The 24,810-nt window shown below is 64.2% G+C and carries 23 protein-coding genes; 7 read left to right on the forward strand and 16 right to left on the reverse strand.

Going from position 1 to position 24,810, the window contains the following annotated elements; translation table 11 throughout:
* Positions 1 to 31: 31 nt before the first annotated feature.
* The 4 genes from ACTRWG_RS00065 to ACTRWG_RS00080 all read right to left on the reverse strand — a co-directional run bounded on the left by ACTRWG_RS00065 (position 32) and on the right by ACTRWG_RS00080 (position 5,311).
* Positions 32 to 1,705, reverse strand: coding sequence for a tetratricopeptide repeat protein (locus ACTRWG_RS00065; protein ID WP_027237518.1), 1,674 nt, complete (start codon positions 1,703 to 1,705; stop codon positions 32 to 34).
* A 61-nt stretch (positions 1,706 to 1,766) separates the two neighbouring features.
* The gene (locus ACTRWG_RS00070) at positions 1,767 to 2,990 is read right to left on the reverse strand and encodes an MFS transporter (RefSeq protein WP_462828782.1); all 1,224 of its coding nucleotides are present in this window, start codon (positions 2,988 to 2,990) and stop codon (positions 1,767 to 1,769) included.
* A 153-nt stretch (positions 2,991 to 3,143) separates the two neighbouring features.
* On the reverse strand, positions 3,144 to 3,800 hold the full coding sequence (locus ACTRWG_RS00075; RefSeq protein WP_154667821.1) for a DsbA family oxidoreductase: 657 nt from the start codon (positions 3,798 to 3,800) through the stop codon (positions 3,144 to 3,146).
* A 5-nt stretch (positions 3,801 to 3,805) separates the two neighbouring features.
* Complete coding sequence (locus ACTRWG_RS00080; protein WP_462828783.1) at positions 3,806 to 5,311, reverse strand: class I adenylate-forming enzyme family protein; 1,506 nt, start codon at positions 5,309 to 5,311, stop codon at positions 3,806 to 3,808.
* A gap of 64 nt (positions 5,312 to 5,375) precedes the next feature.
* Here ACTRWG_RS00080 and ACTRWG_RS00085 point away from each other — a divergent pair, with 64 nt between their 5' ends.
* Positions 5,376 to 5,999, forward strand: a complete 624-nt coding sequence (locus ACTRWG_RS00085) for a helix-turn-helix domain-containing protein (protein WP_027237522.1) — start codon at positions 5,376 to 5,378, stop codon at positions 5,997 to 5,999.
* Positions 6,000 to 6,009: 10 nt separating this feature from the next.
* Here the strand turns inward: ACTRWG_RS00085 and ACTRWG_RS00090 are convergent, their stop codons facing one another.
* The 5 genes from ACTRWG_RS00090 to ACTRWG_RS00110 form a co-directional block, all read right to left on the reverse strand.
* Entirely contained in the window at positions 6,010 to 6,240 is a 231-nt protein-coding gene (locus ACTRWG_RS00090; protein ID WP_008556657.1) for a hypothetical protein, read from the reverse strand.
* 95 nt (positions 6,241 to 6,335) lie between these two features.
* On the reverse strand, positions 6,336 to 7,028 hold the full coding sequence (locus tag ACTRWG_RS00095; RefSeq protein WP_027237523.1) for an aquaporin: 693 nt from the start codon (positions 7,026 to 7,028) through the stop codon (positions 6,336 to 6,338).
* Positions 7,025 to 7,501 (reverse strand): arsenate reductase ArsC, encoded by a 477-nt coding sequence (locus ACTRWG_RS00100; protein WP_027237524.1) that lies wholly within the window; start codon positions 7,499 to 7,501, stop codon positions 7,025 to 7,027. The genes ACTRWG_RS00095 and ACTRWG_RS00100 overlap by 4 nt, the downstream gene beginning before the upstream one ends.
* Positions 7,502 to 7,523: 22 nt before the next feature.
* Positions 7,524 to 8,357, reverse strand: coding sequence for an arsenate reductase/protein-tyrosine-phosphatase family protein (locus ACTRWG_RS00105; RefSeq protein WP_462828784.1), 834 nt, complete (start codon positions 8,355 to 8,357; stop codon positions 7,524 to 7,526).
* A 71-nt stretch (positions 8,358 to 8,428) separates the two neighbouring features.
* Positions 8,429 to 10,216, reverse strand: a complete 1,788-nt coding sequence (locus ACTRWG_RS00110; protein ID WP_462828785.1) for an extracellular solute-binding protein — start codon at positions 10,214 to 10,216, stop codon at positions 8,429 to 8,431.
* 356 nt (positions 10,217 to 10,572) lie between these two features.
* On the opposite strand from ACTRWG_RS00110, the gene ACTRWG_RS00115 reads away from it, so the two are divergent.
* Both ACTRWG_RS00115 and ACTRWG_RS00120 read left to right on the forward strand, forming a co-directional pair.
* Positions 10,573 to 11,346 (forward strand): 3-hydroxybutyrate dehydrogenase, encoded by a 774-nt coding sequence (locus ACTRWG_RS00115; RefSeq protein ID WP_027237527.1) that lies wholly within the window; start codon positions 10,573 to 10,575, stop codon positions 11,344 to 11,346.
* A gap of 100 nt (positions 11,347 to 11,446) precedes the next feature.
* Entirely contained in the window at positions 11,447 to 12,475 is a 1,029-nt protein-coding gene (locus ACTRWG_RS00120; RefSeq protein WP_462828786.1) for a patatin-like phospholipase family protein, read from the forward strand.
* On the opposite strand, the gene ACTRWG_RS00125 is transcribed toward ACTRWG_RS00120, so the two are convergent.
* The 4 genes from ACTRWG_RS00125 to ACTRWG_RS00140 all read right to left on the reverse strand — a co-directional run bounded on the left by ACTRWG_RS00125 (position 12,472) and on the right by ACTRWG_RS00140 (position 15,940).
* Complete coding sequence (locus ACTRWG_RS00125) at positions 12,472 to 13,188, reverse strand: DUF502 domain-containing protein (RefSeq protein WP_027237529.1); 717 nt, start codon at positions 13,186 to 13,188, stop codon at positions 12,472 to 12,474. The two genes, ACTRWG_RS00120 and ACTRWG_RS00125, sit on opposite strands and share 4 nt — an antisense overlap.
* Positions 13,189 to 13,269: 81 nt before the next feature.
* A complete protein-coding gene (locus tag ACTRWG_RS00130) occupies positions 13,270 to 14,184 on the reverse strand; it encodes a pseudouridine-5'-phosphate glycosidase (RefSeq protein ID WP_027237530.1) in 915 nt (304 codons plus the stop codon).
* A complete protein-coding gene (locus ACTRWG_RS00135; protein WP_027237531.1) occupies positions 14,181 to 15,089 on the reverse strand; it encodes a PfkB family carbohydrate kinase in 909 nt (302 codons plus the stop codon). Before ACTRWG_RS00135 ends, ACTRWG_RS00130 begins: the two co-directional genes overlap by 4 nt.
* 41 nt (positions 15,090 to 15,130) lie before the next feature.
* A complete protein-coding gene (locus ACTRWG_RS00140; RefSeq protein WP_036797535.1) occupies positions 15,131 to 15,940 on the reverse strand; it encodes a DUF4198 domain-containing protein in 810 nt (269 codons plus the stop codon).
* On the opposite strand from ACTRWG_RS00140, the gene ACTRWG_RS00145 reads away from it, so the two are divergent.
* Entirely contained in the window at positions 15,939 to 17,090 is a 1,152-nt protein-coding gene (locus tag ACTRWG_RS00145; RefSeq protein ID WP_027237533.1) for a HupE/UreJ family protein, read from the forward strand. The genes ACTRWG_RS00140 and ACTRWG_RS00145 overlap by 2 nt on opposite strands.
* Positions 17,091 to 17,110: 20 nt before the next feature.
* Here ACTRWG_RS00145 and ACTRWG_RS00150 read toward each other — a convergent pair whose 3' ends face one another.
* Positions 17,111 to 17,743, reverse strand: a complete 633-nt coding sequence (locus tag ACTRWG_RS00150; RefSeq protein WP_027237534.1) for a thiamine phosphate synthase — start codon at positions 17,741 to 17,743, stop codon at positions 17,111 to 17,113.
* Between the two features lie 166 nt (positions 17,744 to 17,909).
* Between ACTRWG_RS00150 and ACTRWG_RS00155 the strand changes: the two genes are divergently transcribed.
* The 3 genes from ACTRWG_RS00155 to ACTRWG_RS00165 are packed head-to-tail and all read left to right on the forward strand — an operon-like array spanning position 17,910 to position 21,341.
* A complete protein-coding gene (locus tag ACTRWG_RS00155; RefSeq protein WP_027237535.1) occupies positions 17,910 to 18,662 on the forward strand; it encodes an RNA methyltransferase in 753 nt (250 codons plus the stop codon).
* Positions 18,663 to 18,722: 60 nt separating this feature from the next.
* On the forward strand, positions 18,723 to 19,868 hold the full coding sequence (ctaA, locus tag ACTRWG_RS00160) for a heme A synthase (RefSeq protein ID WP_462828787.1): 1,146 nt from the start codon (positions 18,723 to 18,725) through the stop codon (positions 19,866 to 19,868).
* Positions 19,869 to 19,871: 3 nt separating this feature from the next.
* The gene (locus tag ACTRWG_RS00165) at positions 19,872 to 21,341 is read left to right on the forward strand and encodes a carboxypeptidase M32 (RefSeq protein WP_462828788.1); all 1,470 of its coding nucleotides are present in this window, start codon (positions 19,872 to 19,874) and stop codon (positions 21,339 to 21,341) included.
* A 191-nt stretch (positions 21,342 to 21,532) separates the two neighbouring features.
* Here the strand turns inward: ACTRWG_RS00165 and ACTRWG_RS00170 are convergent, their stop codons facing one another.
* Positions 21,533 to 21,883 (reverse strand): DUF6614 family protein, encoded by a 351-nt coding sequence (locus ACTRWG_RS00170; RefSeq protein WP_027237538.1) that lies wholly within the window; start codon positions 21,881 to 21,883, stop codon positions 21,533 to 21,535.
* 128 nt (positions 21,884 to 22,011) lie between these two features.
* Complete coding sequence (gene gyrA, locus ACTRWG_RS00175; protein WP_036797538.1) at positions 22,012 to 24,720, reverse strand: DNA gyrase subunit A; 2,709 nt, start codon at positions 24,718 to 24,720, stop codon at positions 22,012 to 22,014.
* Positions 24,721 to 24,810 lie beyond the last annotated feature (90 nt).

Below are 24,810 nucleotides of genomic sequence, written 5' to 3' on the forward strand. Positions count from 1 at the left end.
TCCTTGGCAAACTTCTTCGCAAGAAATTTTCTCAGCCGCAGCAGGAGCTGGGCGTCATCGCCGCCTGAGCGCAGAAACAGGACGCGGCAACGGCGCGGTCAGCGCGTGCCAGCGCCAGATCCAGTTTCTGTTTTATGTGTTCGATTTCAATATCTTCGCCGCGGGCCTTCAGGCAGTCATGCAGGCCTTTGAGGCTCCAGATATTGTCCGGATGGACCGACGCGCGCGGCAGGCTGCCATCCAGCCCGAGGTCGGCGCGGTAGACCGCTTCGGCCTCTGCCGCGCGGCCCTGCTCAAACAGCAGCGCCCCCAGTGCGTGGCGGGTTGGCTGCATCCAGCCCCAGGGCTCATCATACGGCAGGGTGTCGTCCAGATCCGCCGAGCGGCGCAGATGGGCAAAGGCCGCGTCGTAATTGCCCTTGCGGTATTCGATCTCACCGCGCAGCATTTCTGTCGCGATTTCAAGCAGATCCACCACCCGGTTGTTGTGCAGGAGACGGGTGTCGGGCACCCGGGCCTTGGCCGCCAGGAACTTCTGCTCCTCGGCCTCGGCTTCCGCCACCCGGCCGGTTGCGGCATAGGCGACGGCCCGGGCGTAATGGGTGTTGGCCGTGAGGGTCCGGTACAGCTCCGGGTCCGTGGGCAGCTTCAGCGCCATCGCCTCCTCCCAGCGCCCGAAGCGCACCAGTATATGCGGGTGCATCGCCATGTAGCTTTCGAAATAATCCGCCATCGGCGGGCTTTCGATGCGCAGCATGTCCTCCGGCGTCGTGTCCAATATGCCCTGATTGGCCTCCAGCGCGGGCGCAAGCTGGCCCAGGAACATCGCCCCGAAAATGACGAAGTGGTAATTGTGCTGGCGGTAGCCGGTGTAGATGTTGAAGGCGCCCTCGCGCTGGTAATACTTGAGGTCCGCCTCAATCGCTTTCTGGTTCCAATGCACCACGCTGTGGTAATCGCCGCACAGCACGTCGATATGGGTTGGCATATGCACCAGGTGGCCGGCATCCGGAACCAGCGTGCGCAGCACGTCGGCGGCCTTCAGCGCCTTTTCCGGCACAGGCGACATCTCCATCAGATGCACATAAAGATGCAGCAGGCCCGGGTGCCGCATGGCGCCGGGGGCGTTGTCCATCGCCCATTCCAAGACCTCCTGTGCCTCCAGCGTGGCGGCACCTTCGGCGGGCTGGCCGGACTTCAGATCCCACATCTGCCAAGGTGTCAGATTCAAGAGGCTCTCGGCATAGACCGTGCGCAGGTCCAGGTGATCGGGGCAGGCGGCAAAGGCCGCGCGCATGGCATCGGCAAAGGCATAGTCCCAGGCGTGCATGTCCTCCACTGCCGTGCGCTGGGGGTAGCGGGCCTGCAGGGCACGGATCAGCTGCTGTTCAGGCTCGCTGCAGCCCTCGCTGCAGGCCAGCGCGGATTTGGCGGCGTCAAAGGCTTCGGCCAGCGCCTTGGCGCGGCCCTGATCGTCACGCAAGGCCCAGGGCAGGTTGTAGTTCGGCCCAGCCGCATAGGCCACGCCCCAATGGGCCATGGCGCACCGCGGATCATGCTTCAGCGCGCGCTGGAAGCAGGCGATGGCTTCCTCGTGATTGTAGCCATAGGTCCAGACCAGGCCGCGGTCGAACCAGCGCTGCGCCTCGGGCGAGGTGGTGGTCACCGGGCAGGAATAGCTGCCGAGATCATAATCGTAGCCCATGAAAAAAACCTCCCCAACTGATTGGAGAGGTTAGGGTTTGGCTCCCAAACGGGCAAGACGCTTATTCGGCGGGCAGCCGCGCTTCAGCTCTGGCCATCTGCAGCATCAGCAGGAAACCGAGAGCCGCCATGGTCAGCAGCCCGGCGCCCAGCGGCATCAGGGAGCCGTCGAACAACAGTCCGACCGGGGCGGCAATGGCGGCGGCCAGAACGGTGGAGATCGCCCCGATCACCGAGGCCGCCATGCCGGCGATATGGCCCATCGGCTCCATCGCGATGGCGTTCAGGTTGCCCAGGGTGGTGCCGGCCAGAAAGAAAACACTGGTCTGCCAGGCGATGAACAGGCCGAACAGCAGCCCGTCCGGCAGCGGGCTGGAGCTGAGGAACAGCATAGCGGCAGAGGCGACGATCTGCACGGCAAGCGACCATGTCACGATGCGGCGCATCCCGACCCGGACCACGATAGCGGCGTTCAGCAGGCTGGCCGTTCCCGCCATCAGCGCCACAAAGCCGAACCAGAACGGGAAGCTGTCTGCCCGGCCGAAGATCACATCATAGACCGGCTGCACCATGGTCAGCATGGTGAACAGCATCCCCAGGCACAGGGTCTGCACCATGATCGACAGGCGCACAGTGGGATGGCCCAGCATCTCCTTCACTGCGCCCAGCATCAGCGGCAGGCGGAACGGGCGGCGGTTTTCCCGGGCCAGGGTTTCCGGCAGCCGCAGTCCCATCCAAATCACGATGATGACGGCGAAGATGGCGAAGGCCAGGAAGATGCCGCGCCACCCGGAAAACGCGATGATACCCGCGCCCAGCATGGGCGCGAAGGCCGGCACCAGGGTAAAGATCATCATCGCAATCGACATCAGACGTGCCATTTCCCGGCCCGCATACAGGTCGCGCACGATGGCGATGCCGACAATGCGCGGCCCCGCGGCCCCCAGGCCCATCACCACGCGGGAGGCCAGCAGCAGCTCCAGCGATTGCGCCTGCCAGGCAACCGCAGCGGCAACGATATACAGCACCGCACCGCCGGCAATGACGCGCTTGCGGCCGAAGGCATCGGACAGCGGGCCGGTGAAAAAGGTGCCTACACCCATGCCCAGCACAAAGGACGTCAGCACCAGCTGCGCTTGGTTCACGTCGTCCGGGCTCAGCGCTGCGCCGATCTCGGGCAGGGCGGGCAGCATCGCGTCGATGGAAAAGGCAATGGTGGCAAACATCATCGCGATCAGCGCAATGAACTCAGCCTTGGCCATGCCATGAGCGGGGGACTGTGACATCTGAAACCTCTAACAGCTCTTCAGAGGGTTCCGGGGAAATGACGCCGGTCTGGGAGCCGTCCGGCTCCGCTACCATAAACCGGCCAGCCGTGCCAGCGCCCGGCTGCACAGGGCACTGTGCATAGTTGCGATGCTAAGTAAATTCCCGGCGCGCTATGCGCCGTCTGCTGCTTTCAGCTGCTGCAGAATGTCCTCAATGACCTGCTTCCACAGCTCCGGCGGCTGCGCACCCGGCACCGCGTGCTGGCTGGCAACGATGAAGGTCGGCACCGAGGTCACCCCCATCTTGCGGGAATGGGCGTCGCGGTCGCGGATCTCCTGCACGTCGCTGTCGCCTTCCAGCAGACGGGCGGCGACGTCCGCCTCCATGCCGGCTTCCTGTGCGATTTCCGCGAGGACTGCATGGTCGCCAATGTCCTTGGCATCCACGAAATAGGCTTTGAACAGGGCATCGACGACCTGCGTCTGCTTGCCCTCAATCCCGGCCCAATGGATCAGCCGGTGCGCATCCAGCGTGTTTGGGGTGCGCTTCATCGCTTCGAAATTGATCGTCAGCCCGGCCTTCTCCGCGTGCTCCACCACCGGGGCATAGGCCTTCACCGCGCCCTCCTTGCCGCCGAACTTGCGCTCCAGGTAGTCGCGCCGGTCCATGCCCTCGCGCGGCATGTCCGGGTTCAGCTGGAACGGGTGCCACTCGATGACAAAGGGATGATCCGGCACCTCGGCCAGCGCCTTGTCCAGATGGGTCTTGCCGATATAGCACCAGGGGCAGATCGGGTCCGACAGGATGTCGAGCTTGACGGTGGCCATGTGGGTCATCCTTTGAACAGGGCAGGCAGGGCGCGGCGCAGCAGTTTGCCGTTGGCGCCGATGGGCAGCGCGTCCAGGCGGACATAGGCGCGGGGCTGCTTGTAGCGGGCCAGGCGCCGGGATGCAAAGGCCTGCAGCTCTTCCGTCTTCAACTCTTCGGGACCGGTATAGAAGGCGGCGATGACATAAGTGTCTTCCTTCACCTCCACCGCGGCGGCCCCGGCCTGGGTGATGCCGGGGTGGGCGGCGAGTGCAGTTTCGACCTCGATTGGCGAAACGCGGTAACCGCCGGCATTCATCATGTCGTCGCCACGCCCCAGATAGCTTATCTGGCCGTCCGCCGCCATCACGCCCTGGTCGCCGGTCAGGAACCACTCGCCCTGGTAACGGGCGGCGGTTTCCCCGGGCGCGTTCAGATAGCCAAGCATCAGCCCGGGATCGGAGCGGTGGATGGCGATAGTGCCTTCTTGACCCATCGGGACCGGCCCGTCCGCGCCCAGAATGGCCACCTTGCGGCCCTTTTGCGGCTGGCCCAATGCGTCCTCCTGTGCCGGGTGCGACGGTGACGCGGAAATGAAGGTTGAGCATTCCGACATGCCGAAAGCCTCATAAAGCCCGCGGCCGGCGGCGGCCTCCCAGGCTTCGTGAAGGTGGCGTGAGAGCTTTTCACCAGCGCAAAGCCCGTGCCGCAGGTCCGGCAGATCCAGGGGGCCGCCGCGCAGCATCTTGCGGTAAACGCCCGGGGCCGCGGCGAACAGGGTTGCGCGGTGGTGCCGCAGCAGCTGTGGCAGGTCTTCGGGCGGTGTGCCCGGCGCCGGGATCAGCGCCGTGGCGCCCGCGGCCCAAGGGTCCATCAGGCCGGTGCCCAGCGTGAAGGTCCAGTTGAACGCACCCGCGTGCAGCAGCCGGTCCTGTTCCGTCAGCCCGTACCAGCCGTCAATCATCATCTGCCGCGCCCAGACCGCCCGGTGGGCATGCGCCACGGCGCGCGGATTTCCGCTTGTGCCCGAGGTATAGACCACATAGGCCAGCCGGTCCGGGTCCCCGGAAGCGTAGCCGCAGGAGGGAAGGCTGTGCATCGTCAGCAGGTCTGCGGTGGTGATCTGGTGCGGGTGACTCGCGCAGGCCACTGCCGGATCCCGCAGAACCGCCGCGGGCTTCAGATCCGCGATGATGCGGGCGGTTTCGGCCTCCGTCAGCTGGGCAGAGGTGGGCACCGGCACCAGCCCGGCAGCAATGGCGCCGAGATAGGCGATCGGAAACTCGACCGTGTTGCCAAGCCGCATCAGCACGATGTCACCGGGCTTGAGCCCGGCCGCCAGCAGCCCAGTTCCGGTGCCGCGGACGGCGGCCTCCAGCCGGGCAGAGCTCCAATCTTCGCATGCATCGCCCGTCAGGACCGACAGCGCGGTCTTTTCCGCCAGGCGCCCGGTATGGCGCAGCACATGGGCGGCCAGGTTGAATGGGGACGGGCAGGGCGCGAAGGGCCCCTGATCAAAAACAGACAGCATGGCAAATGGCTAGCCTGCGCTGTCCTGCGTTGCAAGGCGCGCAGGTGCGGCTTATAGAGTGCCTATGACTGGCCGTGACCCGAAATCCCTGATCACCATCGCCCGTGCCAATGGCGGCGAAGACGACGCAGAACCGCTGGATCTGGGCGCCCGGGTGCGGGAGCTGCGCAAGGCGCGGGACTGGACGCTGGAGCACGCGGCCAATCAGGCCGGGCTGGCCCGCTCAACGCTTTCCAAAATCGAAAACGGCCAGATGTCACCGACTTACGAGGCGTTGAAGAAGCTGGCCGAAGGCTTGCAGATCACTATTCCGCAGCTGTTCACGCCGCCGCAGCGGGATCAGGTGAACGGGCGCATGACGGTGACCAAATCGGGCGACGGATCCGCGCATGCCACCGCGACCTATGAGCACGAACTGCTGGCAGACGGCCTCACGCGCAAGCAGATGCTGCCGTACCGGGCGCGGGTGCGGGCGCGGTCGATGGAGGAATTCGACGGTTGGGTGCGCCACGACGGCGAGGAGTTCCTGTATGTGCTGACCGGCGTGGTCAAGCTCTACACGGAGTTCTATGAGCCGGTCGAGATGCGCCGCGGCGACAGCGCCTATTACGATGCCGCCATGGGGCACAACGTCATCTCCGTCAGCCCCGAAGATGCAATGATCCTCTGGGTGACGTCGCTGGCCTGACGGCAGGGCACTAGTGCTTGCGCCCGTCCAGCTCTCTCAGCAGGCTTTCGATATACAGGAAATCGTCCACCTCCTCCCTGGCTTCATTCAAGGTGAGGTGATGGGTGCGGGCCAGATAGGCAACGAATTTGTCCCGGTCATCCAGTATGGACGGCGCATTGCTGGCTTTCAGATGCGGAAAGCGCTGTTTGATGCGGGGCATCCTGTCAATCCAGCTGGCAGCTGCTGCTTGTACAGGCATGGGGGGGCACTCCCTGACAAACGGTTTATGTTTTTTTGGACCCCCATGTTATCACTTTTCCGGCAATTTTGTAACGGCCCGCCGCGGGCGCCGGATCAGCCCTGCCGGGCTCGGCGGCTTTCCGCCGTGGCGGGAGGTTCGGCAAACAGGCGGGTCAGGACAACGTGGCCAATGCCGACCGCAATCAGCTGCATCGCAATGAACATCGGAATGTGGCCCGGATAGATCCCTGCGAAGGTATCGGTGAAGCCGCGCGCAATGGTCACCGCCGGATTGGCAAAGCTGGTGGAGGAGGTGAACCAATAGGCGCCGGTGATGTAGAGGCCAACCAGCGGGGGCACTGCATCGGGACGCGACCGCAGCCCCCCGAAGATCACGAACAGCAACCCGAAGGTGGCCAGGATCTCGGAAAACCACTGACCGCTGCCGGTGCGGTGCATGGTGGCTGAGCTTTGCAGAATTGCAAGGTCGAACATCGCATGGCAGGCCCAGACGCCAAGGATGCCGCCGGCTGTCTGCGCCAGCATATAGGGGGCTGCGGCGCTCCAGGGATGCTCGCGGCGCAGAGCAAAGGCGAGGGTCACCGCCGGATTGAAATGGGCGCCGGAGACCGGGCCCAGGGTGGTAATGATCACATAGAGCATACAGCCCGTGGCCACGGCATTGGCCAGCAGCGCCAAGGCGACGTTGCCGTCCGCAAGGGTCTCCGCCATGATGCCGGAGCCAACCACCCCAACCAGCAGCATCGCGGTGCCCAGGCCCTCGGCCAGAAGTTTCTGCGCGGTCATGCGATCTCTCCAATCCGCTTGAGCTGCTGCGACAGGTCTGCCGGGCTCATGGTTTCGAACGGCATCTCCAGCAGCGCCTTGGCGCGCTGTTCCAGCGTGGCATAGGCGGCGCGGAAGGCAGCGTCCCAGTCCGGCTGCGCAGCCGCTGCCGGATCTTCGACACCCCAATGGGCACGCACCGGTGCGCCGGGCCAGACCGGGCAGGTTTCGCCCGCGGCAGAGGCGCAGACGGTGATCACCATATCCATCTCCGGCGCGCCTTCGGCGGCAAATTCATCCCAGCTTTTGGAGCGGGCACCGGAGGTGTCGTGGCCCAGTTCCTCAAGCAGCACCAGCGACTGCGGATGCACTTTGCCGGTTGGATTGGAGCCTGCCGAATACGCCCGCACGCGGCCTGCGCCCAGAGTGTTGAAGATCGACTCCAGCAGGATCGAGCGTGCGGAGTTGCCGGTGCAGAGGACAAGAATGTTCATGGATGAGGACCGTTCTAAAAGGTTAGTTGGAAGAGTTCACGCGGCCGATATCGTCAACCCGGTGCTGAAGCGACATGCGGTCGAGGGTCTCAAAAGGCAGCGCCACAAAGGCTTTGATGCGGTTGCGCAGCAGACCATAGGCCTGCTGAAAGGCAAGGCGGCGTTCGGCGTCGGTGCCCGTGGACTTGACCGGGTCGGCCAGGCCCCAGTGGGCGCTCATGGGCTGGCCGGGCCAGGCCGGGCATTCCTCGTTGGCGGCGTGATCGCAGACAGTGAAGACGAAATCCATTTGCGGCGCCTCCGGGCTGGAAAACGCGCCCAGATCCTTGGCGCGCAGGCTGGCCGTGTCATACCCCTTGGCTTGCAGCAGCGCGGTCACTTCCGGCCGCGGCCCGGGCGACGGGCTGGTGCCCGCGGAATAGGCGCGGAACCTGCCGCCTCCCTCGCGGTTGAGAATGGCTTCGGCCAGCAGCGATCTGGCAGAGTTGCCGGTGCAGATGAACAGCACGTTCAAGGGGCGGTCAGCGGTTGGCACCGGTATCGCCCCAGTGCCGGCAGTGGCGCAGATGTCGGGCCGGTTCTGGCAGCAGCCGGACAGCAGGTCATCGAACAGGCCGCGCAGCCCCGGCAGATCGGCAGTATACATCAGCGAGGTGCCGGTGCGGTGCTGGCTGATCAGCCCCGCCTGCTTCAGTACCGACAGGTAGGCAGAGGCTGTATTGGCCTTGAACGCCAGCGCCGCGGCAATCTCTCCGGCGGGCACGGCATCCGGATAGCGGCGCATCAGCAGGCGGAACAGGGCCAGCCGGTTGGGATGCGCAAGGGCGCTGAGCTTGTCTGCGATCTCTATTTCCATAATTCGCGAAATAAGGAGATAGAGATCATCTGTCAACACACTCTGCACCGTTGAACCCGGGAGTCAGGCGGTCAGTCGGCCTCGTACCACCAGACTTCCGGCATGAAACCGGTGCGGTCGCCATAGACCGGCAGCTTGTCCGGGTAGCGCATCTCTTTGATATGGGCGATCCGCCCCACATCGAAGCTCCAGAACGGGATCACGTAACGCCCCGCGGTCAGGACCCGGTCCAGCGCCCGCACGGCGGCGGCGAACTCCTCGGGCGCCTTGGCGGTCAGCATCGCGTCGATCATCGCTTCGGCAGCGGGGCTGTCCATCCCCATCAGGTTGCGGCTGCCGGGCTGGGTCACGCCGTCGCTGCCCCAGTAGTAACGCTGCTCGTTACCCGGGCTCAGCGACAGCTCGCGGCGGTAGCGGGTGAGGTCGAAGTCATAGGCGTTTTCGCGTTCGACATATTGCGCGTTGTCGACGGTTTCGGCGGTCAGAGAAATGCCCAGGCGTTCCAGTGCGCGGGCATAGATTTCCGTCACCGTCTTCATCTCGCCGTCACCTTGGCGGATCAGGACGGTCAGGTCCAGCGCCTGTCCATCCCTGTTGCGCAGCACGCCATCGGTTACAGTCCAGCCCGCATCTTCCAGCAATTTCATGGCTTTGCGCAGGTTACTGCGGTTGCGTTTGCTGCCGTCGCCCTGGGGCAGCGCATAGCCTTCCAGTGTGCCGGGCAGCAGGCTGCCCGCGAACGGCTCCAGCAGCGCCCGGACCTCGCCGCTGGCCGCCCCCTGCTGCATTCCCAGCGCAGAGCCAGAGAAATAGGAGGTGATCCGCGGCTGCACGCCGCCGGTCACGGTTCCGTTGATGTACTCGAAATTGAATGCCAGCAGCAGCGCCTCGCGTACGCGCCAGTCGTCCAGCGGCGCGCGGCGGGTATTCATCACCAGCCCGGTCATGCCGGAGGGGCGCTGATGCGGGATCTCGCTTTTGACCACATCGCCGCGGGTGACCGCCGGGAAGCTGTAGACACTGTCCCATTTGTCGGCATTGAACTCGCGCAGCGCGCTTAGTTCGCCGGCTTTGAAGGCTTCGAACAGAACGGTTTGGTCGCCGAAAAAGTCGATGCGCAATTCGTCGAAATTCCGGGTGCCGCGCTGCAGGGGCAAGTCCTTGCCCCAATAGTCCGGATTGCGGCGCAGGGTGACAAAGCGGCCCGGCTCATAGGCACTGACCACATAGGCGCCGGTGCCGATGGGCGCGCCGTCGACCTCATCCGTGCCGAACTCCTTGCCCTCCCACTGCGCCTTTTTCAGGATCGGCCGCATGCCGGCGATCAGGGCCAGCTCGCGGTCCTCAACATTGAAGGTCAGGCGCAGGCTGCGCGGGCCGGTCTGTTCAATGCGGTCCACCTTGGTCCAAAACCCGCGGTATCGGGGGTGCCCGCGGGTGCCCAGAGTTTCGTAGGACCAGATCACATCCTCGATGGTGACCGGGCTGCCGTCGGAGAATCGCGCCTCCTCCCGCAGGGTGAATTCCACCCAGGAGCGGTCTTCAGGTGTCTCCACCGATTCGGCCAGAAGGCCGTAGAGGGTGAACGGCTCGTCCCACGAACGGCCCATCAGGCTTTCGTAACTCCAGAACCTCAGCTGCCACGGAGAGGTGCCTTTCAGGGTGAACGGGTTCAGCGAGTCAAAGCCGCCGGTGTTGCCGAAGACAACCTTGCCGCCCTTGGGGGCGTCGGGGTTGGCATAGGGCAAAGACACAAAATCCGGTGGCAGGGCGGGGTCCCCGTACATAGCTATGCCATGTGCCGATTCTGCGTGGGCGGAATTCGCGGCAAATGCCAAGGTGATTCCAGCCAGCGCCATGCGAAGATTCAGGAAATTTTCTTTTCGCAGTTTCACAACAATCCCGCTCTGCCCTTATTTTCTTGCCTCTGCACGCTACGTGCGCTTTTTCGTCTTTTCAAACTTTTAGCTTGGACGAAAGCCGGAAATTGCTTATAAAGAGATCACTGCTCGATAGGTTTCTTGCCTGTATGAAACCTGCCTCAATAACTAACGCCCGCCTTGTGCGGGCGTTTTTTTCTTGCGGTGTTTTGCTTCTGCGCTGACCTCAATTGCCCCTGCGTTCCGCCGGGCGGCTCCGTAGTCTTACGCGTTCCCTTTGCATCTGCAGCATGGCACAGTGGCGGCAGTTTGATTGAGTCAAAGCGGAGAAACTGATGTCCTTGCAAGGGAAGACTGCCGTCGTCACCGGATCGAATTCAGGCATTGGCCTGGGGGTTGCACGCGAAATGGCGCGGGCAGGGGCCAACGTGGTGCTGAATTCCTTCACCGACCGGGAGGAGGACCACGCGCTGGCAGCAGAGCTGGCCCGTGAATTCAGCGTCAAGGCTCAGTACATTCAGGCCGACATGTCCAAGGGCGCCGACTGCCGGGCGCTGGTTGAAAAGGCCGGCGCCTGCGATATCCTGATCAACAACGCAGGCATCCAGCATGTCTCGCCGATTGATGAGTTCCCGCAGGACAAGTGGGACGCGATCATCGCCATCAACATGACCTCGAACTTCCACACCATGGCCGCAGCCCTGCCCGGGATGCGGGCGGCAGGCTGGGGGCGGATCGTCAATATCGCCTCGGCGCACGGGCTGACCGCCTCTCCCTATAAATCGGCCTATGTGGCGGCCAAGCATGGCGTGGTGGGCATGACCAAGACCGTGGCGCTGGAAACCGCGGAGGAGCCGATCACCTGCAACGCGATCTGTCCGGGTTATGTGCTGACGCCGCTGGTGGAGGCGCAGATCCCCGACACCATGGAGAAATACAACATGGGCCGGGAAGAGGTGATCAAGAAGGTGATGCTGGAGCGCCAGCCGAGCCGCGAGTTTGCCACCGTGGAGCAGTTGGGCGGCACCGCTGTGTTCCTGTGCTCGGACGCGGCGGCGCAGATCACCGGCACCGCGATCAGCGTCGACGGCGGCTGGACCGCGCTGTAACGGCCAAAGCCAGGGCGGGAGGGGGCCAGCCCCCTCTTGCCCCTTGGGGGGCAACGCACCCCCGGGATATTTCCGGCCAGATGAAGAGGCGGATCAGGACATGACTGTTAGAATTAATCTGGCCTTGCAGGGCGGCGGCGCGCATGGGGCGTTTACCTGGGGGGTGCTGGACCGCCTGCTGGAGGATGAGGGGATCGAGGTCGCCGGGATCACCGGCACCTCTGCCGGTGCGCTCAACGGGGCTGCCTTTAAGGCTGGCATGGTGCATGGCGGCCGCCTGGGCGCCAAGGAGGCGCTGGACGGCTTGTGGCGGCGCATGGGGGCCGTGGGGGATATGCGGTTTGCCCATTGGCTGACCCGGTTTGACGCGGTTGCCTGGGCTGGCGCCTGGGAGGCCGCCATGCCGTTTTCCCCGATGGAGACCCTGAGCCAGGCGATTTCCCCCTATCACTATGGGCCGTTCTACCAGAACCCGCTGCGCGAGGTGGTGGAAGCCTTCAACTATTCTGAAGTCTGCGCAAACGACGGTCCGGAGCTGTTTGTTTGCGCGACCTGCGTTCGCACCGGCAAGATCCGCATCTTTGAAGGGCAGGAGATCAGCACGGACGCAATCCTGGCCTCCGCCTGCCTGCCGGATATGTTCCAGGCCGTGGAGATCGAAGATCCGGAAACCGGCCGCATGGAAGCCTATTGGGACGGCGGCTATACCGGCAACCCGGCCCTGTTTCCGTTGTTCCGGGTGCCGCTGCCGGGGGATGTGGTCGTCGTGAACATCAACCCGCTGGAGCGTGAGGACATCCCGAGGACGCCGCAGCAGATCCGCAACCGGGTGAATGAGATCAGCTTCAACTCCTCGCTGCTGCGGGAGCTGCGGGCCATCAGCTTTGTCCAGCGGCTGCTGGCGGACGGCACGCTGCAGCCGGGGCGGATGAAACAGGTGCGGGTTCACATGATCGCGGACGACGCCTTGATGACCCAGCTGTCGGTCACAACCAAGCTGATCCCGGTGCCGCAGATCCTGGCGCGGCTGAAACAGGCGGGGCGGGACGCGGCAGAGGAGTTTTTGGCCCGCGACCGGGAAAACCTCGGGGTGCAGTCTTCTGCCAATTTGCCTGCGATGTTCGGCTAGGCGTTTTCTTTTTCGAGCGCCTTGGTCTTCTTACCGTTGTCCAGCGGTTTCGCGGGATCCTTGGGGTTCGGATAAACCAGGCCCGCCGAGATCACCAGCTTGGCGGAATCTTCCACCGACATGTCGAGCTCGATCACGTCTTCCTCGGGCACGAACAGCAGGAAGCCCGAGGTCGGGTTCGGGGTGGTCGGGAGGAAGACGCTCACCAGCCCGCCGCTGGTTTCGGCCCGTTTGGCAATCTCACCCTTGGCGGTGGTGGAAATAAAACCGATCGCCCAGATGCCCTTGCGCGGGTATTGCACCAGGCAGGCCTTTTCGAAACTGCGTTCCGATTGGGCAAAGACGGTTTCGGAGATTTGCTTGATGCCCGAATAGACGGTGCGCACCACCGGCATCCGGTCCACCAGGCTTTCAGCAAAGCTGATCAGCGAGCGCCCGAGGATGCCCTTGGCGATCCAGCCGACCACGATCGTGAACAGCAGAAAGATAATCAGCCCGACACCGCGCAGGTTGATGCCGATGTACTGCTCGGGCCGGAAAGTGGTTGGCACCAGCGGCAGCACCACGCTGTCGATCCAGCCCATCACCGACCACAAGAGCCAGATGGTCAGCCCCACCGGGGCGATGACGACAATCCCGGTAAAAAAGGAGGCGCGCAGACTGGCAAACAGTCCGCGGCGGCGGTGAGGTTCATCGTCGAAAGGCGTTGTCATAGGTCTGCTTTTTCTGAAATTCCGAATGGAACCTATGCACTGTTCGGGGGCGGAGCAATGGTTTCCGCCCCCGAATTCATCTCATTGCGGCAGTTTGTTGAGTTCCTGTGCGATCTTTGCCGCCAAGCGGGCATTGTTGCGCACCAGGGCGATGTTCGCGGTGAGCGAGCGGCCCTCTGTCAGCTCGAAAATGCGGGCCAGCAGGAAGGGGGTCACATCCTTGCCGGCAATGCCTTCGGCGTCGGCTTCGGATTGGGCCTGAGCGATCACCGGCGCCAGATCTTCGGCAGCGATCTGGTCGTCTGCCGGGATCGGGTTGGCCACCAGCTGGCCGCCCGGCAGGCCCATCGCCTGACGGGTGGCGTGGGCGCGGGCGATCTCCTCCGGCGCATCCATGCGCAGCGGCGCCTTCAGGTCCGATTGGGCAGACCAGAAGGCCGGGAAGCTGTCCTGACCGTAAGCAATCACCGGCACGCCCTGGGTTTCCAGCACTTCCAGCGTCTTGGGCAGGTCCAGGATCGCCTTGGCGCCTGCGGCCACCACTGTCACAGGGGTCTGCGCCAGCTCCATCAGGTCGGCGGAGATGTCAAAAGAGGTTTCGGCGCCTTTATGAACGCCGCCGATGCCGCCGGTGGCAAAAACGGAAATGCCTGCCAGCCGCGCCGCAATCATGGTCGCCGCAACCGTGGTCGCGCCGGTGCCGCCGGTGGCGATACAGGCGGGCATATCCGCGCGGGAGATCTTGGCAACGCCTGTGGCCTGGCCCAGCGATTGCAGCTGATCGGGCTCCAGTCCCACATGCAGCACGCCCCCGATCACCGCCATGGTGGCGGGCACGGCGCCGGCATCGCGGATGTCCTGCTCCACCTGCGCCGCAACCTCGACGTTTTGCGGATAGGGCATGCCGTGAGTGATAATGGTGCTTTCCAGCGCTACAATGGCATGGCCTTCAGCCTTGGCAGCCTGGACCTCGGACGAATACTGAATGTCGATCACAGCGGGGGTTCTCCTGAAACATAGGTTGCCGCAGCCTTGAGGGCTGAGGCCAATGCGGTTTTGCGGTCTTCGCCCCGTGCCTCGGCAACGATATGGGCGGCCATGAAGGTATCGCCTGCGCCGGTCACCCGGGCGACCGTTACGCGGGGCGGGTGCAGGGTGATGGTGCCCTTGGCGTCCGCCACGGTGGCAGAGGAGCCGCCATCGGTGACCAGCACCCGTGCTGCGCCGCGGTCGAGCATTGCCTGTGCCGCGGTTTCGCTGTCCGTGAACTCCGCCTGGCACAGGATGCCGGCCTCTTCCAGGTTCACGTAAAGCGTGCCGCGGGTGCGGGTCAGGAACGGGCGCAGCCGTTCCGCCTTGCCCGGCGAGGCAGGCGCGACGCGCAGGTCGGCCTTGGCAAAGGCCGGGCTGGCAACGATGTCATCCAAGAGCGACAGGGTCAGGTTGCCGTCCAGCGCCACCTGGCCCTGGTAGGGCGCATCGTCGGTGCCGAGCGAGCCGTCCGACAGCGGCCGCAGGATCTTGTCGCCCGCGGCCTCCAGCGAATGCGCGTCGGCAATGGCGGCGATCAGCCCGTTGGCGCCCTCCACCGCCATGTAACGGTCGGTGGGCAGGTCCTCGGAGCGGTAGATATGGTCGGTGATCAGCCCGAAATGGCCGCAGGCGTGGATCAGCTCGTCGCCTTCCGGGTCGCGGCCGACGGCGGTCAGCAGTGCGGGCTGGACGCCGAACCGGGCCAGCGTCATGGCGATGTTCATGGCAACCCCGCCGGGCAGGCGGGTGATGCGGCCGGGCATATCCGAGCCGCGCTGCATTTCCGTGGTGCAGCGGCCGATGATGTCCCAAAGGACCGACCCGATGCACAGAATGGCGGGGGGCTGTGAGGCGGAGGCTTGTGTCATATCGACCTATTGCCGCCTTTGCCGCACCTCTGCAAGCGGCTTCACCGCGCAGGCACCGCAAAGGTCAGGGCGGCCCACAGGCTTTCCCATACGTAATCTTCGCCGTCCGGGGCAGGGCGCAAGACAACGGCGTCCAGCAGATAGCTGTGCCCGGGCGCCACGCTAACAACGGTCTCACCCTTCGCATCCGTCAGCCGGGTTGTGACAGCAACGCTGCCATCCGGGGCCTTGGCAAACACCTCGACCTGGGCCTGGGGCCGCGGCTTTCCCTGATAAAGCACCCGGACCGGCAGCCCCTCGTCCAGGCTGTCGGTATAGGGGTTGGCCAAGGCGATGATCTCAGTCTCAAGCCCGGTGGCGGCATCCGACCCGCGGCCGTCTCCAATCGCCACCAGAGATTTGGCGTAGCGGGTGTATTGCTCGCTGAAGCCCGCATCCGGAAGCCCGCGGTCCTGGTGCCGGGTACGGATATCCCCAAACGCCTTATGGTCGATGAAAGCCTGAAAGTCCTCCCAGGTGTCATAGGTCAGCGTTTGCGGCTGCGTTTGGTGGATCAGCACCGCCAGCCCGTCTTGCGCCATTTCTGCGCTAAAGGCGGGCATGTCTCCCATGCGCCCCTGGTACGGCGCGGCGGCTCCGCCCTGCATCACCTCAAACCGGGCGATCCGGTGATCCAGATAAGGTTGCTCGGCGCCGTTGAAGGCCTGGCCGTTGTGCAGCCTTGCCACCACAGGGGCCCCGGAAACCTCTTGATATTTCTCCGGCTCGATCCAAAACTCGTGGGATAATACCGGCATGGCCCCAAAGACCAGCCCGGAACAGAGAATTGAGCAGAACAGGCGGTATTGCATGAACGGATCCTTGGCTGTCGGTCGCGGCTTTCATTGGCTGCGGATCCTATTTGCGCTGCTGCTCTGCTGGGTTGCAATAGCTGCGGCAAGCGCCCGCGCACATGAGGTCACCCCGGCAATTGCCGATTTCACCATCGAGGACGGGCGGATCACCCTGCAGGTGCGGCTGAACGCCGAGGCCTTCGTCGCGGGCATCAATCTGGACGGGCTGGCGGATACGAACCAGACCGCGCAAGCCGCCGATTACGACGAACTGCGCGCGCTGGGCGCAGAAGAGCTGGAACCGATGGTGCAGCTCTTTGCCGAAGAATGGCTGGAGACCTTTTCCCTGCTTGCCGGCGGCCCGGTGGAACTGAGCGTTACCCGGATCACAATCCCGGAGGTGGGCGACGCCAGCCTGCCGCGCGCCTCAGTTCTGGTGTTCGGCGGTGAAACCCCTCCGCAGGCCCAAAGCCTGCGCATAGCCTGGCCTGCGGGGTCCGGCGGGGTGGTGCTGCGGCAGAACGGGGTGGCGGAACCCTACACCGGCTACCTGCAGGGAGGAGAGACGTCGCCGCCGATCCCGCTGGGGGGCGGTGCAGCCAAGACGCCGGTCGAGGCCTTCATGGAATACATCCCCGTCGGCTTTACCCACATCCTGCCCAAGGGGCTGGACCACATCCTGTTTGTGCTGGGGCTGTTTTTCCTCAGCCCGCGGTTAAAGCCGCTGCTGCTGCAGGTCAGCGTGTTTACCGTTGCCCATACCATCACCCTGGCGCTGGGCGCGCTGGGCATGGTGTCTGTCAGCGCCGCCATCGTCGAACCGCTGATTGCGCTGTCGATTGTCTTTGTCGCGGTTGAGAACATCTTTGCCCGCAAGCTGCACAGCTGGCGCACATTCGTGATCTTCGGCTTCGGCCTGCTGCACGGTCTGGGCTTTGCCTCTGTGCTGGGGGCGTTCGGCCTGCCGGCAAACCAGTTTCTGCCCGCGCTGATCGGGTTCAATGTTGGGGTAGAGCTGGGCCAGCTTGCCGTAATCGCGGCCGCCTATCTGGGCGTGCGCCTGTGGTTCGGGCGGCATCCCAAGTACCGCGGCCGGGTGGCAATCCCGGCCTCTGTCACCATAGCAATGATCGGCGGCTACTGGTTTGTGGAGCGGGTGTTCCTATAACTTAACTGCCCGCCAAGGCGTCAGCCCATCGCCCGCATCAGCGTCTTGAGCGCCGCCAGAGGATCTTCCGCGTGCCAGATCTCATCCCCGATGCCAAAGAAGTCGGTATAGGGGGCGATGCCGCGCACCAGATCCTCGGTCAGCCCGCCCTCGGCCACCACCGGAACCTCGATCATTTTCGACCACCATTCGAACAGATCGGCCTCTGCCCGCGCGCCGTCGCCCAGGCCGGATGTGCCCACGGGGCCAAAGCTCACGTAATCCGCGCCCGCCTCGCCGGCCACCATGCCGTCGTGCTGGGAGGCGCCGCAGAAACAGCCGACAATCGCATCCGGCCCCAGCGCCTTGCGCGCGGCCCGCACAGACTTCGATGCATCGGTCAAATGCACGCCGTCCAGCCCCAGCCGTTCCGCCAAAATCTGATGGTCCGAGATCACCAGCGCCACGTCACGCTCCATGGTGACCTCCCGCAGGGCATCGCCCGCGCGGCTGAGGGTGTCCTGATCACGGCTGGCCAGATCCAGGCGCACGCAGGCGACGTCGACCTCATCCAGAACCCGCGCCAGCAGAACAGGGAATTTGCCCAGCTCGAAACTCGGCGGGGAGATCAGGTAGATCTGCGGCTGCTCCGGTGCGTCAGCAGGGCTTCCCATGGCGGTGCTCCATTGTTCAGGCGATTGGACGGTGTTTAGCCGATTTGCCGCCGGACGCAAGGATTTGCGGCGGTGAAGACCCGGTTATTGCGCCCCAAACCCGCGCTGGACCTTGCCCCGCCGCCGCGCGGGCAGTACAGCAGTGCCGATTTTGCCGGAGAACACGATGCCCACCGATACGCCCCAGCCCGCCTTTGTCCTTGTCCGCCCGCAGATGGGCGAGAATATCGGTGCCGCGGCGCGGGCGATGTGGAACTTCGGGCTGGACCGGATGCGCATCGTGGCGCCGCGCGACGGCTGGCCGAACCCCAAGGCGGTGGCGATGTCCTCCGGCGCGGGCCGTCTCCTGGACGAGGCGCAGCTGTGCGCGGATGTGCCCGAGGCGCTGGGCGACTGCACCTATGTGTTCGCCACCACCGCCCGCCAGCGCGGCCTGACCAAGCCGGTCTACAGCCCCGAGCGCGCCATGCAGATCGCGGCGGAGAAGATCGCGGCGGGCGAGAAGGTCGCGGTGATGTTCGGGCCTGAGCGCGCGGGCCTGGAAAACGAGGATATCGCCAAGGCCAACGCCATCATCTCGGTGCCGGTGAACCCGCTCTATGCCTCCCTGAACCTGGGCCAATGCGTTCTGCTGACCGGCTATGAGTGGATGCGCCAGTCCGGCGATGTGGTGCATGAAACCACCGACCTGGGCCGCAAGGGCGACTGGGCCACCGGCGTCGAGGTCGAGAAACTGGTGGAGCACTACGAGGAGCGTCTGGACGAAGCCGGTTTCTTCTACCCGCCGGAGAAGGCCGAAGGCATGAAGACCAACCTGCGCAACCTGTGGTCCCGGATGCGGATGACCCGCTCCGACGTGCAGATGCTGCACGGGATCATGCGGCAGATGGTCCGCTGGAAAGATCGGGGCGGCGAATAAGCCGCTCTGGACCTTTAGATTTCCCGCCCCTAGCTTGGCACCACAGACAAAGAGGCAAGCATGAGCAAGCGCAGCATTTTCGAAGAGGTCGAGGGCGAAAAGACAGACGCGCCCGCGGCGCAGCCCGGACTGATCGACCGCGGCCGCGGCGGCGCCCGCAAGGCGATCCGTGCCTGGCTGATGGTGCTGTTTGCGCTGGTGGTTGCGATGATCGTGGTGGGCGGGCTTACGCGGCTCACGGACTCTGGCCTGTCGATCACAGAATGGCGCCCCGTGACCGGAGCCATCCCGCCGATGTCCGAAACGGAATGGCAGGCTGAATTCGACAAGTACAAGGAAATCGACCAGTGGCGCATTCAGAACCAGTGGATGGAACTGTCTGATTTCAAAGAGATCTACTGGTGGGAATGGGGCCACCGCCAGCTGGGACGTTTCATTGGCGTAGTCTGGGCGCTCGGCTTCCTTGGCTTCTTTGCGGCCCGCAAGATCCCGGCGGGCTGGACCGGCCGGCTGCTGCTGCCTGGCCTTCTGGGCGGCGTGCAGGGCGCCATCGGCTGGTGGATGGTGGCCTCTGGCGTCACCCAGGGCGAGGGGATGACTGCGGTGGCCTCCTACCGGCTGGCGGTGCATCTGGGGCTGGCCTTTGTGATCCTCGGTTTCATCGCCTGGTACGTGCTGATGCTGGGCCGCGAGGAGCGCGAGCTGATGCAGGCGCGCCGCGCCAAGGAGGCGAAGCTGTTCGGCCTGTCCACCGGCCTGATGCATTTTGCCTTCCTGCAAATCCTGCTGGGGGCGCTGGTCGCGGGCATTGACGCCGGGCGCTCCTATACCGATTGGCCGCTGATGGGCGGGCAGGTGATCCCGCCGAACCCCTTTATGATCGAGCCCCTGTGGAAGAACTTCTTTGAAAACCCGGGGCTGGTGCAGTTCATCCACCGGGTGGCGGGCTATCTGCTGTTTGCCTTTGCCGTGGTGGCCTGGCTGCGCGGGCGCAGCTCTGCCCATGCACGCACCCGCTTTGCCTTTAACGCCGTCTTTGCGGCGCTGTCCGTGCAGGTGCTGCTGGGGATCATCACCGTGGTCTATGCCGCGCCGCTGCACGCCGCGATCACGCATCAGCTGGTGGCAATCGGCGTTTGGGTTCTGATCCTGCGCGCCCGCTTCCTGTCGGCCTATCCCATTGCAACCTCGATCAAGGATCACTGACCCATGAGCGGATTTGACGAACTGATGGCCTTCCAGCGCGAAACCCAGGCGCTGGGGCAGATTGCGGGCCGTCTGGGCTGGGATCAGGAAACCGTGATGCCGCGCGGGGCCGCGCCGCAGCGGGGCGAGGAGATGGCCGCGATCGAGGCGGTGCTGCATGCCCGCCGCTGCGACCCGCGGGTGGCGGACTGGCTGGAGCAGGCGGTTGCCCCGGATGAGGCTGGTGAAGCCCAGCTGCGCGAGATCCGCCGCAGCTATGAACGCACCGTCAAGGTGCCCGCCGATCTGGCCAAGAAGATCGCCCAGGTAACATCTGAGGCGCAGGGCAAATGGGCTGCTGCGCGCGTGGATGAGGATGTGGCTGCCTTTGTGCCGGTGCTGGAGGAAGTTGTCGCCCTGAAGCGCGAGGAAGGCCAGGCGCTGGCGGCGGGCGGCGACGTCTATGACGCCATGGTCGAGGATTATGAACACGGCATGACCGGCGCCGGGATCGCGGAGATCTTTGACGCCATGCGCCCCGGCCTGGTGGAGCTGCGTGCCAAGGTGCTGGACAAGCCCGCGCCAAAGGGGCTGGCGGGAACCTTCGACGAAGCCGCGCAGATGAAACTCACACGCAAGATTGCCAGGGTCTTCGGCTATGACATGGCGCATGGCCGGGTCGATAAGGCGGTGCACCCGTTCAGCTCCGGCTCCGGGCTGGATGTGCGGATCACCACGCGGACCAGCGGAACCGACCCGTTCAACTGCTTTTATTCGACCATCCATGAGGTCGGCCACGGCGCCTATGAGCAGAATATCAGCCGCGACTACCTGCTGACCCCGCTGGGCAGCGGCGTTTCGATGGGCGTGCATGAAAGCCAAAGCCGGATTTATGAGAACCAGATCGGCCGCAGCCGGGCGTTCACCGGCTGGCTGTTCCAGGAGATGAAAGCGGCCTTTGGCGATTTCGGGATTGCCGATGCGGACGCCTTTTATGCGGCCGTCAACGCGGTGCATAAGGGCTATATCCGGACGGAAGCGGATGAGCTGCAATACAACCTCCATATCATGATGCGGTTCGGCCTGGAGCGCGCGCTGATGAGCGGCGACCTGGCGGTGAAGGATCTGGAAGCCGCCTGGAACGACCGGTTCGAGGCGGACTTTGGCTATGCCGTCGACAAACCTTCGCACGGCTGTTTGCAGGATGTGCACTGGTCGGTGGGGCTGTTCGGCTATTTCCCGACGTACAGCCTGGGCAATGTCTATGCCGGCTGCCTGTACCAGGCGCTGCGCCGGGATGTGCCGGGCCTGGATGCACAGCTGGCCGAGGGCAATACCGACGGCGCGACCGGATGGCTGAAGGAGAACCTGCAGCAGCACGGCGGCTTGCGCGGTCCGCGCGAGACCATCGTCCATGCTTCCGGCATGGAGCCGGGCCATGCCCCGCTGCTGGCCTACCTCGAAGAAAAGTTCAGCCTGCTTTACGATCTCTGAAGCACGCCGGGTTTCGGCCTAACCCCTATCCGGGGCAGCGGAAATTCAGCTGCCCCGGAAATGCCGCATTCCACGTTTATTCTCAGCGCCACATGGGGATGTGAGTAAGAGAGTAAAGTTATGCATACAGCCGTAGCCTACCTGATCTTTGCCAGCTTCGTGCTGGCACCAACCCTGATCTGAGGCCACCCTCAGATCAGCGCCATGCGTTCGGCCCGCTCAGGGTCCGGGAAGGGGCGGTAGAGGCCGATCTCCGCGCCGGAGATCAGCGCCGTGACATGCGAATAGAGCTTTTCCACTTCCTCGTCGTGTTCGCCGAGAACGCGGAAGGCCTGATCCAGCTGCGTCATGTCCCGGAATTCGATTTCCAGCAGAAAATCCCGGCAATTGTCGCTGGCCAGATTCAGCTTGCGCCGCAGAAGCCGCCAACCCAGCACGACGCCGCGTTCCTGCAGATAACTCATCCACTGGTCCACCGCACTGGCAAAGCTCAGCGCCTTGGCTTCGTGATGCAGGTCAATAGAGCAGTGATACAAGTTCATGGGGCATCCCCTTGCTGAGAAAACGGAACTTGCCCGCAAGGATGCCAGAAACCCGTTAGGGGGCCGTTAACAAAGCGAACGCCGCCCTGGCAACAGGACGGCGCTCATTGTTTCAAGGCGGACGGGGCTTATTCCTCGCCGCCGTCCTCTTCCTCGCCGTTTTCGGCAATCCAGGCGACAGAGACCACTTCTTCGCCCTTGCCGGTGTTGAACACCCGCACGCCGCCGGCCGAACGCGACCGGAAGGAGATGCCATCGACCGGCACCCGGATCGACTGTCCCTTGGACGTGGCCAGCATGATCTGGTCATCCATCTCAACCGGGAAGGAGGCGACGATTTCACCGCCCCGCATGGCCTTGTCCATCGCGGTGACACCCATGCCGCCGCGGCCGCGCACCGGATAGTCATGCGACGAGGACAGCTTGCCCGAGCCGCCGGTGGTGATGGTCAGGATCAGGTTCTCAGCGGCCGACATCTCTGCATAAAGCTCAGTCGAGAAGTTCGGATCCTCGGGCGCGTCCTCATCGGTGGTTTCCGCATCGTCGGTCAGACCGGCCATCGCCCGGCGCATCTTGAGGTAGGCGGTGCGCTGCTCCGGCGTGTACTTGGAGTGGCGGATCACCGACATGGAGACCACGCTGTCCTCGCCGGTCAGCCTGATGCCGCGGACACCGGTGGATTCGCGCGAGTTGAACACCCGCACGTCGGTGGAGCGGAAGCGGATGGCGCGGCCCGAGTTGGTGAACAGCATCACATCGTCATCTTCCGAGCAAATGCGCACGTTCACCAGTTTGACGGAGCCGTCTTCCGGCAGTTTCATCGCGATCTTGCCGTTGCGGCGGACGTTGGTGAAGTCGGACAGCCGGTTGCGGCGCACGTCGCCGCCGGAGGTCGCAAAGACCACCTGCAGGTTTTCCCACTCCTCATCCGGCACATCGACCGGCATGATGGCGGCGATGGACACCCCGGTCGGGATCGGCAGGATATTGACGATCGCCTTGCCCTTGGAGGTGCGGCCGCCCTGCGGCAGGCGCCAGGTCTTGAGCTTGTAGACCATGCCGTCAGTGGTGAAGAACAAAAGCTGGGTGTGGGTGTTGGCCACAAACAGCGTGGTCACCACGTCCTCTTCCTTGGTCTGCATGCCGCTGAGGCCCTTGCCGCCGCGTTTCTGGGCGCGGAAGTCGGCCAGCGGGGTCCGCTTGATGTAGCCGCCGGAGGTCACGGTCACCACCATGTCCTCGCGCTCGATCAGGTCCTCGTCCTCCATGTCGCCGGACCAGTCGACGATCTGGGTGCGGCGCGGCACGGCGAAGTTGTCGCGCACCTCGCGCAGTTCGTCCGAAATGATGCCCATAATACGTTCGCGCGACGACAGAATCTCAAGGTATTCCTTGATCTTTGATGCCAGTTCTTCCAGTTCGTCGGTGACTTCCTTGACGCCGATCTGGGTCAGACGCTGCAGGCGCAGTTCCAGGATGGCACGGGCCTGGGTCTCGGACAGGTTATAGGTACCGTCGTCGTTCATCTTGTGGGTCGGGTCGTCGATCAGGCGGATGTAGTCCGCAATCTCGGCGGCCGGCCAGCGCCGGGTCATCAGTTTTTCGCGCGCTTCTGCCGCGTCCGCCGAAGAGCGGATGGTTGCCACGATTTCATCGACATTGGAGACCGCAACAGCCAGGCCGCACAGGATGTGGCTGCGCTCACGCGCTTTGCGCAGCAGGTGCGCGGTGCGGCGGGCGACAACATCCTCCCGGAAATCAATGAAGGAGGTCAGAAACCTGCGCAGCGTCAGCTGCTCCGGCCGGCCGCCGTTCAGCGCCAGCATGTTGCAGCCGAACGAGGTCTGCATCGGGGAGAAACGGTAAAGCTGGTTCAGCACCACTTCGGGCGTCGCGTCGCGCTTCAGCTCGACCACCACCCGCACGCCGTTGCGGTCGGATTCATCCTGAACGTGGGAGACGCCCTCGATCTTTTTCTCGCGGACCTGCTCGGCGATCTTTTCGATCATCGCGGCCTTGTTCACCTGATAGGGAATCTCGTCCACGACAATGGCATAGCGGTCCTTGCGGATCTCCTCCACGCGGGTCTTGGCGCGGATGATCACGCTGCCGCGGCCCTCCAGGTACGCCTTGCGCGCGCCGGAGCGGCCCAGCATCAGCGCGCCGGTCGGGAAGTCGGGGCCGGGGATGTAGTCGATCAGCTGCTCGCTGGTCAGGTCCGGGTCCTCGATCAGCGCCAGGGTTGCATCGACCACTTCGCCCAGGTTGTGCGGCGGGATGTTGGTGGCCATGCCAACCGCGATACCGCCGGCGCCGTTGACCAGCATGTTCGGGAAACGGGCCGGGAGCACGGTCGGCTCGCGGTCCTTGCCGTCGTAGTTGTCCTGGAAATCGACGGTCTCTTTCTCGATGTCCGCCAGGATCGCCGCGGCGGGCTTGTCCATGCGGACCTCGGTGTAGCGCATGGCCGCCGGGTTGTCGCCGTCCATCGAGCCGAAGTTGCCCTGGCCGTCCAGAAGCGGCAGCGACATCGAGAAGTCCTGCGCCATCCGCACCAGCGCGTCATAGATCGCAGAGTCGCCGTGCGGGTGGTATTTACCCATCACGTCGCCCACGGGACGGGCCGACTTGCGGTAGGCCTTGTCATGGGTGTTGCCGGATTCGTGCATCGCATAGAGAATGCGGCGGTGAACCGGTTTCAGGCCGTCCCGCAGGTCCGGGATGGCACGGCTGACAATGACCGACATCGCATAGTCGAGATAGGAGTTGCGCATCTCGGCTTCGATGGAAACGGTCGGCCCATCATATGCCGGGCGTTCCGGCATGTTTTCTTCCATATTTTCAGGAGTTTCCGGCGTATCGCTCACGTTGGCTGCCCGCTCTTTCTTATGGCTCTATATATTGTGTTCGCACCCTATCAGATACCG

This window comes from Leisingera sp. G5_S3_59_S7 (assembly GCF_054968485.1).